Annotated in this window: 17 protein-coding genes and 2 tRNA genes; 15 read left to right on the forward strand and 4 right to left on the reverse strand. The window is 70.0% G+C overall.

Translation table 11 applies throughout. The features are described 5' to 3' along the window. Positions 1 to 135: 135 nt before the first annotated feature. A complete protein-coding gene (locus IH00_RS39860; protein WP_158827666.1) occupies positions 136 to 675 on the reverse strand; it encodes a DUF4145 domain-containing protein in 540 nt (179 codons plus the stop codon). A gap of 94 nt (positions 676 to 769) precedes the next feature. Here IH00_RS39860 and IH00_RS42600 point away from each other — a divergent pair. After that, positions 770 to 867 (forward strand) — tRNA-Ser (locus IH00_RS42600). A 467-nt stretch (positions 868 to 1,334) separates the two neighbouring features. On the opposite strand, the gene IH00_RS0104745 is transcribed toward IH00_RS42600, so the two are convergent. Continuing rightward, positions 1,335 to 1,562 (reverse strand): e9imm peptide, encoded by a 228-nt coding sequence (locus IH00_RS0104745; RefSeq protein ID WP_324615771.1) that lies wholly within the window; start codon positions 1,560 to 1,562, stop codon positions 1,335 to 1,337. Continuing rightward, complete coding sequence (locus tag IH00_RS0104750) at positions 1,559 to 2,026, reverse strand: NUDIX hydrolase (RefSeq protein WP_031069895.1); 468 nt, start codon at positions 2,024 to 2,026, stop codon at positions 1,559 to 1,561. Before IH00_RS0104750 ends, IH00_RS0104745 begins: the two co-directional genes overlap by 4 nt. Before the next feature lie 18 nt (positions 2,027 to 2,044). On the opposite strand from IH00_RS0104750, the gene IH00_RS0104755 reads away from it, so the two are divergent. The 12 genes from IH00_RS0104755 (at position 2,045) to IH00_RS0104810 (ending at position 9,756) form a co-directional block, all read left to right on the forward strand. Next, positions 2,045 to 2,824 carry a GntR family transcriptional regulator gene (locus tag IH00_RS0104755; protein WP_031069897.1) on the forward strand — a complete coding sequence of 260 codons (780 nt, stop codon included), beginning with the start codon at positions 2,045 to 2,047 and terminating at the stop codon, positions 2,822 to 2,824. A 138-nt stretch (positions 2,825 to 2,962) separates the two neighbouring features. Then, positions 2,963 to 3,307, forward strand: a complete 345-nt coding sequence (locus tag IH00_RS0104760) for an SCO3933 family regulatory protein (RefSeq protein WP_031069899.1) — start codon at positions 2,963 to 2,965, stop codon at positions 3,305 to 3,307. Between the two features lie 2 nt (positions 3,308 to 3,309). Then, positions 3,310 to 4,665: an FtsK/SpoIIIE domain-containing protein gene (locus IH00_RS0104765; protein ID WP_031069901.1), complete on the forward strand. Its 1,356-nt coding sequence runs from the start codon at positions 3,310 to 3,312 to the stop codon at positions 4,663 to 4,665. Positions 4,666 to 4,749: 84 nt separating this feature from the next. Then, entirely contained in the window at positions 4,750 to 5,469 is a 720-nt protein-coding gene (locus tag IH00_RS0104770) for a DUF2637 domain-containing protein (protein ID WP_031069903.1), read from the forward strand. A 12-nt stretch (positions 5,470 to 5,481) separates the two neighbouring features. Continuing rightward, positions 5,482 to 5,673, forward strand: a complete 192-nt coding sequence (locus IH00_RS0104775; protein WP_031069905.1) for a mobile element transfer protein — start codon at positions 5,482 to 5,484, stop codon at positions 5,671 to 5,673. A 19-nt stretch (positions 5,674 to 5,692) separates the two neighbouring features. Next, positions 5,693 to 5,848 (forward strand): hypothetical protein, encoded by a 156-nt coding sequence (locus IH00_RS43245; protein WP_199819690.1) that lies wholly within the window; start codon positions 5,693 to 5,695, stop codon positions 5,846 to 5,848. An 11-nt stretch (positions 5,849 to 5,859) separates the two neighbouring features. Continuing rightward, positions 5,860 to 6,192, forward strand: a complete 333-nt coding sequence (locus IH00_RS0104785; RefSeq protein ID WP_031069907.1) for a hypothetical protein — start codon at positions 5,860 to 5,862, stop codon at positions 6,190 to 6,192. 5 nt (positions 6,193 to 6,197) lie between these two features. Then, positions 6,198 to 6,746 carry a GGDEF domain-containing protein gene (locus tag IH00_RS0104790; RefSeq protein ID WP_031069910.1) on the forward strand — a complete coding sequence of 183 codons (549 nt, stop codon included), beginning with the start codon at positions 6,198 to 6,200 and terminating at the stop codon, positions 6,744 to 6,746. Positions 6,747 to 6,837: 91 nt separating this feature from the next. Beyond that, entirely contained in the window at positions 6,838 to 7,020 is a 183-nt protein-coding gene (locus IH00_RS0104795; protein WP_420710857.1) for a hypothetical protein, read from the forward strand. A gap of 5 nt (positions 7,021 to 7,025) precedes the next feature. After that, entirely contained in the window at positions 7,026 to 8,420 is a 1,395-nt protein-coding gene (gene repSA / locus IH00_RS0104800; RefSeq protein WP_031069914.1) for a replication initiator protein RepSA, read from the forward strand. Then, positions 8,417 to 8,605 (forward strand): helix-turn-helix domain-containing protein, encoded by a 189-nt coding sequence (locus IH00_RS0104805; RefSeq protein WP_031069916.1) that lies wholly within the window; start codon positions 8,417 to 8,419, stop codon positions 8,603 to 8,605. Before repSA ends, IH00_RS0104805 begins: the two co-directional genes overlap by 4 nt. Next, positions 8,605 to 9,756, forward strand: coding sequence for a tyrosine-type recombinase/integrase (locus IH00_RS0104810; protein ID WP_031069918.1), 1,152 nt, complete (start codon positions 8,605 to 8,607; stop codon positions 9,754 to 9,756). Before IH00_RS0104805 ends, IH00_RS0104810 begins: the two co-directional genes overlap by 1 nt. A gap of 72 nt (positions 9,757 to 9,828) precedes the next feature. Here IH00_RS0104810 and IH00_RS0104815 read toward each other — a convergent pair. After that, a tRNA-Val gene (locus IH00_RS0104815) sits at positions 9,829 to 9,903 on the reverse strand. Between the two features lie 170 nt (positions 9,904 to 10,073). On the opposite strand from IH00_RS0104815, the gene IH00_RS0104820 reads away from it, so the two are divergent. Both IH00_RS0104820 and IH00_RS0104825 read left to right on the forward strand, forming a co-directional pair. Further along, positions 10,074 to 10,856, forward strand: a complete 783-nt coding sequence (locus IH00_RS0104820; protein WP_078887587.1) for a DUF4097 family beta strand repeat-containing protein — start codon at positions 10,074 to 10,076, stop codon at positions 10,854 to 10,856. A gap of 118 nt (positions 10,857 to 10,974) precedes the next feature. Then, complete coding sequence (locus IH00_RS0104825) at positions 10,975 to 12,285, forward strand: coiled-coil domain-containing protein (protein ID WP_031069922.1); 1,311 nt, start codon at positions 10,975 to 10,977, stop codon at positions 12,283 to 12,285. Positions 12,286 to 12,298: the final 13 nt, after the last annotated feature.

Below are 12,298 nucleotides of genomic sequence, written 5' to 3' on the forward strand. Positions count from 1 at the left end.
AACCGCCGACATCTGCTTTGTAAGTTCGATCCGAGTCTGTTCCGGCTGCTGCGGTCGACTGGCGCGGTAGCCGGACAGAGACGCTGACGTACGCCTCTGTCTGGCGTCGTTGATGTCAGCTGTGGATGTCAGAACTCAGTTTGCTGACGCCTGCCTACGTTTCTGAAACTCCTCGTACTTGGCTGTGAAAACGTAGATGTAGTTCAGTAGAGCCTCGGCAAGAGACAATGCATCCGCTGCGTCTTCCCGGCTCACCGATTCCTCGCTGAAGTGCGCGCCTTGGTTGCCTAGCACTCGCAACGCCTGCGCCCAGTCGAAGAGACGGCCCTCGATCTTCCCGTTATCGCGGAGCTCCTGGAGTGCCTGGAAGAGGGCTTTTTTCTGCGTGCCCTGGTCGATGCACATGCCTTCAAGCGTGCGGCGGACCATGACGGCAGCTGCTGTGTACAGGTTCGCATCAAAGCATGCACGCGCTTCCACCATCTCGCGCGCTATCGATGTTGGGACGCCCGGAGCAAGTGCGGTGACCGGGGGCCACAACCGTTGATTTTCGGGCTCGTACCAGAGTTGGGGCTGTCCACACGCCAGGCAACCCCAGAGCTTGAAGTCAGCCGGGCGGCCAACTTGGCCTGGTGCCCCGTCGCGACGTATGACCCATTCGTCAAGAATGGACACTTCCTCGCATTGTGGACACTGAAGCAACCGCGAAACTTGGCTCATGCATGCCCCCGGGTTCGGCGCGACCAGCTGCTGAGCCTAGCGTGCAACAGGTTGGTGGAGTCTCAATAGGCGGGTCACGCCAGTTAGCGATCTCGAAAACCGTCGTGGCGCGAGTCACCGTGGGTTCAAATCCCACACCCACCGCCAGTGAAACGGCCCCTGACCAGGCAACATGGTCAGGGGCCGCTCTGTGTGCCGCGTCCTGTGACTACCCGCCGTTCCCCCTGTTTCCCCGACCGATCGGGCACGCCGGGGGCACGGGTCGCCTGAGGTCGGTGGAGCGGCTTTGGGCGGGAGCTGCCATGGGGCGAGAGATCGGGGGCCCGTAAGCTTCCCGCGACTCGGGCAGTCTCTGGACCTGCCCGCTAAGGCCCGATGTGGGCCCCCGATCTTCGAGGCTCGCCCCATGGTGGCTGCCTAAAGCCGTGGAGCCGACCGGCCCCAGCCACATCGGGGTTCACCCCCGATCCCCCTCGCCGCTTTGCGTGCGGCCGGCGGCCGGGCCGCGCCGGGCGAAGACAGGGGTGCGGGCCGAGCCGTCGGGCCGCGCGCTGCCGCGCCGTGCGCGGCGGTGCGTGCCTTGATGAAGTAGAGAAAGTCTTACCGCACTGCCCTCAGAGGGCGATCGGCTTGTAGGCCAGTGCCCTGTCGACGACCTTCTCGGCGGTCAGCTCCGGATCGAAGTCCCAGAAGATGTAGTCGCTGATGTGCGGGCAGGCCAGGCCTCGTCTTAGGTTGTCCAAGATGTCGTCCCCCTCCTCCTCGGAGGCCTCCGCGTTCATGAGGCACTGCACGAGAGGAATCGCTTCCTCGCGGGACATCCGCGTCGGCTTCGCGGTCACGGCTGCGTGATCAGTCGGCGGCCGTCGTGGCTGCGCACGTGGGGCCCCGCCCCGTCCAGGGCGTCCAGCAACCTGATCGCGAAGACCTCGGCCATACGCTCCTCGACCTCGGCCGGCGTCAGCCACTCGACCGCCGTCGACTCGTCGGACGTTCGCTCGGCGCCGCCCGCGGGCTTGCAGCGGAAGACCAGAGCGACGATGCCCCGCGTCGTGTTCTTGTAGACCCCGGTCAGCTCGTCCACCTCGACGCGGATGCCGGTCTCTTCCCAGACCTCGCGGACGACGCCCTCCTCCGGGGGCTCGGTGAGTTCGAGGACGCCGCCCGGAAGCTCCCACGTCCCGTTGTCGGCTCGCCGGATCGCGAGGAGGCGCCCGTCCTCCCGGACGACCGCTCCCGCCACCGATACGGAGTGCAGTGGCGTTGACTGGCCTTTGCGGGCGCTGTTACTCATGTACAGGAGCATAGGAGAGTGAAGAGGACCGTGGGAACTCCAGTAGGAGGTGGTCGAGCGGTACCTCGGTACGTTCAGATCGCCGATGAGATCGTCCAGCAGATCCGCGCGGGCGTCCTCAAGCCGGGCGAGATGGTGCCGAGCGAGTCTGAGCTCATCGATCGTTACGGCGTCGCGGGCGGGACGATCCGCAAGGCCATGGTGGAGGTCAGGGCAAGCGGCTTGGTCGAGACCCGGCACGGCAAGGGTTCGATCGTGAAGGACCGGCCGCCCGTACGGCTCCGTTCCTCGGACCGGTTCCGCGCCTCGCACCGCCGTGGAGGCAAGGCCGCGTACCTCGCAGAGTCCGAGCAGTCCGGCGCCACGGCGAAGGTGAGCGTCCTCTACATCGGCCCCATGGAAGCGCCGGCCGAGGTCGCCGAGCGACTGGGCCTCGATGCCGGGACGAAGGTTCTCGCCCGTCGCCGCCTGTACTTCCGGAACGGCACCCCGGTGGAGACGGCCTCTTCCTACCTGCCGTGGGACGTGGTCAAGGACATCCCCGAGCTGTTCGAGGAGAACCCAGGCCCCGGCGGTATCTACGCACGCCTCGAAGACCACGGCCACGTCTTCGCCGAGTTCGTCGAGACGCTTCAGGCCCGGCCGGCCACCAAGGCGGAGGCATCGGAACTCGCGCTGAGCCCTGGCGCTCCCGTGATCCACCTCCTTCGGAACGCGGTCACCGAGGAAGACCGCGTGGTCGAGGTCTGCGACACCCTCATGGCCGCTGACCAGTTCGTTTTCCAGTACCGCATCCCGGCCACCGACTGACGCCGACTCAACTGCCATCAGCCCGCCGCGATTTCTTCTTCGCGGCGGGTTGACTCATGTACAGGAGTGCTGCACTCTTCTTCATGTCACTCCTATACAGGAGTGGACAAGCCGAGCCTGTATAGAGGAGTAACCGCTGTGCGTCAGATCCCCGTCGACACCTCCACGGCCATGGTGATGGTGGCCCAGCCCCCCACCCCGAAGATGGCGAACCGACAGACCGGAGAGGTCGCCACTGACCGTGAGACCGGCGCGACCCTGATGACGATCGACGTCATGTTCGTCATGGACGGGAACGCGGAGATCCTGAACCTGACCGTCCCCGAGACCGGCATCTCCGGCGAGCTGACGATGGGCACCCCGGTCGCCCTGACCGGCGTCGTCGCCCGGCCGTGGGAGAACGAGTTCAACGGCCAGAAGCGCCACGGGATCAGCTTCCGCGCCGTCGCCGTCACCTCCCTCACCGCTGCGAAGGCGGCCTGACGATGACCGCCTTAACGGTCGCTCTCGTCCTGGTCACCACCGTCGCGCTGCTGCTGCGGTGGCAGCGTCCGGCCTGGTACTGGCTGAGCTTCGGCATCGGTCTCGCGATCGTGCGGGTCCTGGTCCGGTACTCGTCCGTCATGGACGCATGCGGGCTGACCGTCCCGCCCTCGCGCTGGCGCCTCACCCTGGCCCGCCTGACCGGGCGGCCGATTCCCGAGTCACGTTCCCCCCGGATTCTGCGGCTGCGGCCGACACGTACGGGTCTGGTGCTTCGGGTGAAACTCCGCCCGGGCCAGGACGCGTTCGACTTCTCGGCCGCCTCCGACCGGCTGCGGCACTCGTTCGTCATGCGGAACGTCACCACCCGCGAGATCCGCTCCGGCGTGGTCGAACTGCGGATGACCGGCTACGACGTCCTCAAGCGCGTACAGATGCCGGCACTGCCCGGCGGCGGGACGATGCGAGTACCAGTCGCCCTGCGGGAGGACGGAGAGGTCTACTACCGCGACTACCGCCAGATCCCACACGCGCTGAACGTCGGCGCCACTCAGTCAGGCAAGTCCGTCTACCAGCGCAACCTCGTCGCCGCCCTCGCGCCTCTCGACGTGGCCCTCGTCGGCATCGACTGCAAGCAAGGTGTCGAACTCGCGCCGCTGGCGCGAAGGTTCACGGCTCTGGCCGACAACCCCGACACAGCAGCCGACCTCCTCGACGCTCTCGTCCGGCACATGGAGGACGTCTATCAGCTCATCCGGCGCGAGCAGAGGCTGAGCGCGGACGTCCCGGACGCGGAGATCACCGCCGACATCTGGGACCTGCCCGCCGGCCTCCGCCCGACTCCGATCGTCCTGCTGGTCGATGAGGTCGCCGAACTCGCGCTCTTCGCCACGAAGGACGAGGAGAAGCGCCGGGACAGGATCGTCACGTCCCTCGTCCGGCTCTCTCAGCTCGGCCGCGCCGCCGGCGTCTACCTGGAGATCTGCGGGCAGCGCTTCGGTTCCGAACTCGGCAAGGGGATCACCATGCTCCGGGCCCAGCTCACGGGCCGTACCGCTCACCGCGTCAACGACGAGACGTCCGCCAACATGGCCTTCGGTGACATCTCGCCGGACGCCGTACTCGCCACGATCCAGATCCCCACGGACCGCCCCGGCACCGCCGTCGTCGGCGACTCCTCCGGCGGCTGGGTCCGCATCCGCACCCCGCACCTCACCCTGCGGCGGGCCGTGAACATCTGTAACGCCCACGCCCACCGGACCCCGGGGCTCCCCGTGCTGGACGCCTTCCGGCCCGTCCTGCCGCCCTTGGCGAAGTCCGCGACACCCGCCGTCGCGACGGCCCCCGCGACCGCCTGACCGTTCCCGCACCACGGCCGGTGTGACCGCCTCACGCCACGTCCCTACCCCTCCCTTGCCTGATGCCGGAAAGGAGGAACCGCGATGCGCCCCACGCTCCGGCCGGACGCCGTCCTCGTGCAAGCCGTGATCGCCGGTGCCCTGTCCTTCGCCCATCTGCATGACCTCGCCCAGGCCGCCGGACAGACCGGATGGAAGGCGTGGGCCTACCCGGTCTCCGTCGATCTCCTCCTCGTCGCCGCCTGGAACCGCCTCCGGAGCCTCCGGGCCGCCGGCACTTCGGCTCGGTCCGCCTGGACCTGGTTCACCGTGGCCCTGGCCGCGTCTCTCGGCGCGAACATCTCCACTGCCGGGCTCCTCGACCTCACCGACGTACCGGACTGGCTGCGCATCCTCGTCGCAGGGTGGCCCGCCCTGGCCTTCCTCGGCGGCACCCTCCTTGTCCACTCTCCTGGGCATCCGGCGGCCGATCCGCCCGCCGAACCCGACGCGGAGGCGGGGCATCCCCCGGCCGTGGAAGCGGTCATCGAGCGGGACGCGGTGGCCGAGCCGGAACCGGAGGTTGCTCCCGCCCCGGCCCTCCCTTCCCCGGAACCGGAGCCCGGCCCCGAGCCTGCCGAGGAAGCTGCCCCCGAGCCGGAGCCCGTCCCCGTGGCTGTACCGCCGGCGCTCGTCGCTCACGCCCGCAAGGTCGCCGACGACCACCGCGCCCGCACCGGCTACCCGATTGACGCCGACACCCTGCGCGCCCGCCTCGGCGTCCCGCCCCCGATGGCCAACGCCATCGCCGCCCAGCTCGCCTGAAAGGAGAACGCGATGCCCGCCCGCGACCGCTTCCACTCCGTGATGCGGATCGGCCCCGTCCAGATCGGCACCCACCGCGACCGCCACCGCCGCACCAAGTACGCCGCCGTCTGCACCGCCGACCGCTGCGGCTGGTCCGCCGACTACTCCAGCTCCTCCGCCGCCCAGCTCGCCGCCCGCACCCACCGCTGCACCGTTCGCTGACCCGAAGGAGAACCGCGTCATGGACGTCCCGCTCTGGCTCGCCCTGATCGTCGTCGGCGCCCTCGGCATCAAGTTGATCCGCCCGCCCTGGTGGCTCATCGCCGTGATCCTCCTCGGCGGCTACCTCCTCTCCGACAGCGTCATCGCCCCGCTCATCGACAGCACGATCAAGTAGGGAGAACCGCCATGTTCCGTCCGCGCATTCCGGTCAACCCGCTGCCGACCGGCATCGTCGCCCCGCTCGTCCAGCCGACCGACTCGACCTCGATCGAGCCGACGCCCTGCCACCACAGCCACGCCCCGACACCCGCCCAGGCCACGCCTGCCGTCCAGGTGCCGGCCATCCGCCTCACCCCGACCGGCCTCGTCACCGTCGTCGCCGGCGGCGCCGGACTCGTCCTCCTGGTGGGCACGGTCCTCGTCTCGCTGCTGCTCGCGGTCGCCATCACCGGCGCGTCCGTCGCCGTGAGCGCCGTGGTCCTGCGGCTGCTCGTCCGCGACCTCCAGAAGGGCCGGTGACCCACATGGACGCCCAGACGATCGCAGCCGCAGGCTTACCGGCCCTGGGCTGGGCCCTGCACGGCGGTCTGCTCCTTCGCCGCCTGGCCACCGCCCGCCGCGATCCCCTGACCGGTCTGCACACCCGCGCCGGATGGACCGCTCGCGCCGAACACCTCATGGCCAAGAACGCGAACGCCGTCGTCCTCCTGGTCGACCTGGACGACTTCAAGGCCATCAACGACACCCACGGCCACGCCGCCGGAGACGCGGTTCTCACCGCCACCGCCGACCGGCTCACCACCTGGTGCGGACGCCACGGCATCGCCGCCCGCCTCGGCGGAGACGAGTTCGCCGCCATCGTCACTGACCCCGACCGCACCGCAGGGCTCCTGCCGCTCCAGACCGCACTGGACCAGCCAGTCACCCACCACGGCCACGTCCTACGGGTCTCGGCCTCGGTCGGCCAGTGCCACCGCACGGACCTCACGGTCCCGGCCCTCACCGACGCCCTCTCGGCCGCCGACGCCTCGATGTACGCGGCCAAGGGCCACGGCAGGCGCAACACACGCTAAGCGGCCCCCGGGACGGCCTCTGTCGCCAAACATCCGCCGCCCCGGGCGCCTGAACCCCTCCCAGATCCAACGGACCCGAAAGGGACAGCTCATGATGCCCCAGACCCCGACCACGCGCGTTTGCTCCCACTGCGACGGCTTCCCCGTCGTCCACATCACCACCGGCACCACCACCCCGGACGGCCGACGCCAGACGCTCCCCGCCACCTGCCCCGTCTGCAAGGGCACCGGCCACCGCACCGCCCCCTCCGCCCTCGTCCGCGCCGGGAAGTGACCCTCTTGAACGACACCGCTCTCACTGCGGCGGGCCTGGACTCGGCCACCCTGGGCGACATGCTCCGGGTGGCCGGGTCCACCGGCTTCGACCGCTGGAAGGAGCAGATCCAGCGCACCGGTGGCTGCTCCAACCCCGTCCACCTCCAGGGCTGGACCCTTACTCAGGACAAGACCACCGGCGAGACCCTGCACCGGTACTCCACCGACACCGAACCCGGCGGACGGCTTCGGGTCGCCTGCGGCAACCGGCGGGCCTCCCGCTGTCCCGCCTGCGCCTGGACCTACGCCGGGGACACCTTCCACCTCATCCGCGCCGGCCTCGCCGGGGACGACCGCCGTGACATCCCCGCCGCCGTACGCGACCACCCCCGGGTGTTCCTGACCCTCACGGCGCCCTCCTTCGGCCCCGTCCACAACAGGCCCGGCAACCGCCCCTGCCGGTGCGGCACCCACCACGCCGAGGACGACCCCGCGCTCGGCACTCCGCTCGACCCCGACACGTACGACTACGCGGCCGCGGTCCTCTTCAACAACCACGCGGGGCAGCTCTGGCAGAGGTTCACGAATCGCCTTCGCCGCGAGATCGCCGCGGGCGCGGGCCTCTCCCAGCGGGAGTTGAAGGAGCTCGCGCGGATTTCGTACGGGAAGGTCGCGGAGTTCCAGAAGCGCGGCGCGGTCCACTTTCACGCCGTCGTCCGCGTCGACGGCCCGGATGGCCCCGACAGCCCTCCGCCGTCCTGGGCCACAACCGAGCTGCTGACGAATTCGCTACGGGCTGCTGTCGTGCACACGTACACCACCGTCACCGTCCCCGCCGCCGGCGACCAGCCCGCCCGCCGTCTCCGCTGGGGCACCCAGCTCGATATCCGGCCCGTCAAGGCCTTCGGCGACGGCTCCGACATCACCGAACAGGCCGTCGCCTCCTACATCGCCAAGTACTCCACAAAGGCCGCCGAGACGACCGGCAGCCTGGACCGCCGCATCGGCAACCGCGAGGCCCTGGTCCTCCTCGGCGTTCCCGACCACACCCGGCGCCTGGTGGAAGCCTGCTTCGACCTCGACCCGCTCTACCCGGACCGGCGCCTCCTCGCCTGGGCCCACATGCTCGGCTTCCGGGGCCACTTCTCCACCAAGTCCCGGCAGTACTCGACCACGTTGGGCGACCTCCGCCAGACCCGCGCCGAGTACCGCGCCGCCCAGGAACGCGCCGCACGGGGGCTGGACGACATCGAGCCGGACACCGTCCTCGTCCTCGCCTCCTGGCAGTACGCCGGCCAGGGTCACAGCCCCGGAGAGGCCGTCCTCGCCGCATCCATCGCCCGGGACATCGCACTCAATCGCGAGACCGCCCGCGAAGCCCTGCACGACCACCTCGCCCTGGAAGGAGCAGCAACGTGACCACCGCCGCCCCCGAACTGCTGACCGTGCCTGAGGTTATGGCGCGGCTCAAGCTCGGACGTTCGACCGTCTACGACCTCATCCGCTCTCGCCGACTGATCTCCATCACGATCGGCCGGTCTCGCCGGGTTCCCGCCGAAGCCGTCCGGGACTTCATCGACAACCAGATTGAGGAGGCTGCCTGATGGCCACTCCTCGCAAGCGCAACCCCAACGGGGCCGGCACGATCACCAAGCGGGCAGACGGTCGCTACCAGGCTGCCGTCTACGTCCTCCAGCCCGACGGCACGCGGGCCCGGAAGTTCGCCTACGGCAAGACCTGGGCCGAGTGCGACGCCAAGCGCCGCGCGCTCCTCGACAAGGTCGACAACGGCGTTCCCGTCCCGACCCGTTCGATGAAGCTCTCCGAGTGGCTGCCGTACTGGCTGGACAACATCGTCAAGCCGCGCCGCAAGAAGACCACCGCGGCCAAGTACGAGGTGCACGTCCGGCTCTACCTCGTCCCGATGCTCGGCTCCAAGCGGCTAGAGTCCCTCGCCGTCGCCGACGTCCGGCGCTTCCTCGTCCAGTTGGAGAAGAAGACCAGCGCCGCCACGGCCAAGGAGTCGCACCGCGTCCTGCGCACCGCCCTCACCGCCGCCTGCCGTGAAGAGCTGGTGAGCCGGAACGTCGCGACGCTCGTCGAGCCGCCGACCGTCACCACCCGGGAGCTCTCCCCCTGGTCCCTGGACGAGACGCTCGACTTCCTCGCCGCCGCCCGGAAGGACCCGCTGTACGCCGCCTTCGTGCTCGCCATCGCCCTCGGCTTTCGTCGCGGGGAGGTCGTCGGCCTCCGCTGGGAGAACGTCGACCTCGACAAGCGGGAGATCCGGGTCAGGACGCAGCGGCAGCGGGTGGCCGGTGAGGTGTACGAGGACGATCCCAAGGGGCGCCGTCGCAAGCAGACGCTTCCCCTCCCGGCGATCTGCGTCGCTCCCCTGCGGTGGCAACGTCTCAAGCAGGCTGCCGCCCGCGAGCGTGCCGGGGAGAAGTGGACGGAGACCGGGTACGTGTTCACCACCCGCACCGGCCAGCCCATCGAGCCGCGCAACCTCTACCGCTCGTTCACCCGTGTCGCGAAGAACGCTGGCCTTCGCGTCGTCCGGCTGCACGACGCCCGGCACGGTACGGCGACGCTCCTGACCGCCGCCGGCGTCCCGCCCCGCGTCGTGATGGAGATCCTCGGGCACAGCCAGATCGCCGTGACGATGAACGTGTACACGCACGTCGTCCAGGACACGCAGCGGGAGGCCGTGAGTCACGTGGATCGGCTGCTCAGGAGCCGTCCCCGGTCGTGATCGACCGTCCCCGTTGATGTCAGAAGTGGATGTCAAAGGCCCCGGACCATGATCGGTCCGGGGCCTTTGTGCTGGTGGGCGCGGACGGTTTCGAACCGCCGACATCTGCTTTGTAAGAGCAGCGCTCTACCCCTGAGCTACGCACCCGTGGAGTGAGGCAACAGCGTACATGGCCCACCGGTGGGTCCTGCAAACCAAGGGGCGGGGCCTCGCGAGTGGGGGGTTGTCCCCACCATGCGACGGTGGGCCGCCGGATCGTGCGGCGAGGGTGTGGATACGTAGCGTGGAGGGACAGTAACAGCGCTACCTGGGGGTTCATCGTGGCCGGAGTCCGTGTTCGTCGTCGTGTCCGTACGCTCCTCGCCGTCGGCGGAGCCGTGCTCGTCGCGGTCGGGGTCGGTGGGTGCGGGAGCACCGATGTGGCCGAGGCACCGACGGAGAAGAAGGTCTTCGCGTTCGAGGGGGACAAGCTGACCGTCGACTCGGACGACTCCGCCCTGGTGCTGGTCCCGGCCGATGTGGAGGACGTGGAGGTGACCCGGCAGGTCGACGGCTGGGTGGTCGCGGGTGAGGGGCCGGAGCCCAGCTGGCAGCTGGAGGACGGGAAGCTCACGCTGCGGCTCGGGTGCACCGGGATGATCAGCAACTGCCAGGCGCGCCACGAGGTGAAGGTGCCGCGCGGCGTCGCCCTCACCGTGGCGGGCGACAACGGGAGCGTGACCGCCGACGGATTCCGTACGGCGCTGAAGGTGCGGTCCGACAACGGCGAGGTGGTCGTGCGGAACGCGAGCGGGCCGCTGGAGCTGCAGAGCAGCAACGGGGAGATCGTCGTGGAGCGGGCGGCGTCCCGCAGCGTCATAGCCCGGTCCGACAACGGGGAGGTGCGGCTCGGGTTCACGGCCGCGCCGGACAGGGTGGACACGACGAGCGACAACGGGGAGATCAGCATCGAGCTGCCGACCGGGAAGGTCTCGTACGCCGTCGAGACGCAGAGCGACAACGGCGAGATCGAGGTGGGCGTGCCCACCGACAAGAGCAGCGCTCACATCGTCACGGCGCGCAGCGACAACGGGGAGATCACCATACGCAACGCGAACTAACCGGGCCCTGTGTTCGTCCTTACCTGGTGGGAGAATGACCGGGCAGGGCGGACACGGCACGGGAGTGGATGTGACGGCGAGACATGCGCGGCGGTACGCGACGGATGTGCTCGCGCTGATGCTGCTGCCGGTTCCGCTCCTGATCGCCGCCGCCCCGGCCGCCTTCGCCGGCGGTGGTACGCGCCGCTGGTTCGGCGGTGGACGCGGCGAGAGCCGGCGGGCCGACGCGCAGGCAGCCAAGGACGCGGCGGCCGCGGCGTTCTACGAGCTGGACACCGCGCAGCGCGACCTGCGGATCTCGATCGAGACGATCACGGCCATGGACGGGTCGCCGGCCGCGCGGCGCGCGGCGGACGACTTCTCGGCGCTCGGGCGGCGCATCGACGAGGCGAGTCATGCGTACATCACGGCCGTCGACGCGCACGACCTGGACCGGGACGACCTGGAGTCGGCGGCGGCCGGGCGGGCGCTGGCCGAGCTGACGCGAGCCAAGGACGAGCTGGTACGGGTCAAGGGGGAGCTGGACCGGTTCGAGCGGGGCCTCGGGCCGCTGCTGGAGGAGGCGGAGACACAGCTGTCGCGGCTGGCCCCTGCGGTCGAGCGGGCGAGAGCGGCACTCCTCTCCGCGAGCAATGCTCTCGACGTGGTGCGCGGCTCCGGTCTGCGAGCGGACGATCTCGCGGCGCGGCTCGCCGCCCTCGCCCCCGAGCTCACCAAGCTCAACCAGGGCGCGGGCCGGCACGGCGTCACCGAGACGCTGCAACGCGCCGACCAGGTCGTACGCGAAGCGGAAGCCATACGTATCGAGGCGGAGCGGCTGCCCGAGCGCGCCGCCGAAATGGCGAAGAGGCTCGTGTCCCTCCGTACCCGCGCTCAGGCGCTCGCCAACCGTGCCACGTCCGTCGAGCCGGTCCTCAGCGAGCTGCGTCGCCGCTTCACCGCCGCTTGCTGGCAGGACCTCCAGCACGTGCCCGAGGAGGCCGCCCAGCACGTCCGCCAGGCCGAGGAGAGGCTGGGCGAAGCGGGTAAAGCCCATGACGAGCAGCGGTGGGCCGACGCGACCGCCCTTCTCGCCACCGTACGAGCGCTGCTGAACAGCACCGACGAAGCCGTCTCCGCAGCCGGGGACCGGCTGCGGCGCCTGGAGGCCGTCGCCGCGGACCCGCAGCAGGAGATCCAGCGCACCCGTTTCGCCATCCGCGACGCGCAGCGCCTCGCCATGGCCGGCCGCAACACCCCGGACCCGCGCCATGCCCGCCCGCTCGACGACTGCGTTGCCCGGCTGGAGCGTGCCATCGGCGGCTTGGAGGGCCGTCACCCGGATTACTGGCACTTCCTGCAGGAGACGGAGGCCGTGCGGCGGACCGTGGCGCGCGTGGTGGAGCTCATCCGCGAGGAGCGCGGCGGGAGCGCGGCCCGCAGGGGCTGAGTCGCTGTCCGGG

This window comes from Streptomyces sp. NRRL S-118 (assembly GCF_000716335.1).
In the GTDB taxonomy this organism is placed as follows: Bacteria; Actinomycetota; Actinomycetes; order Streptomycetales; family Streptomycetaceae; genus Streptomyces.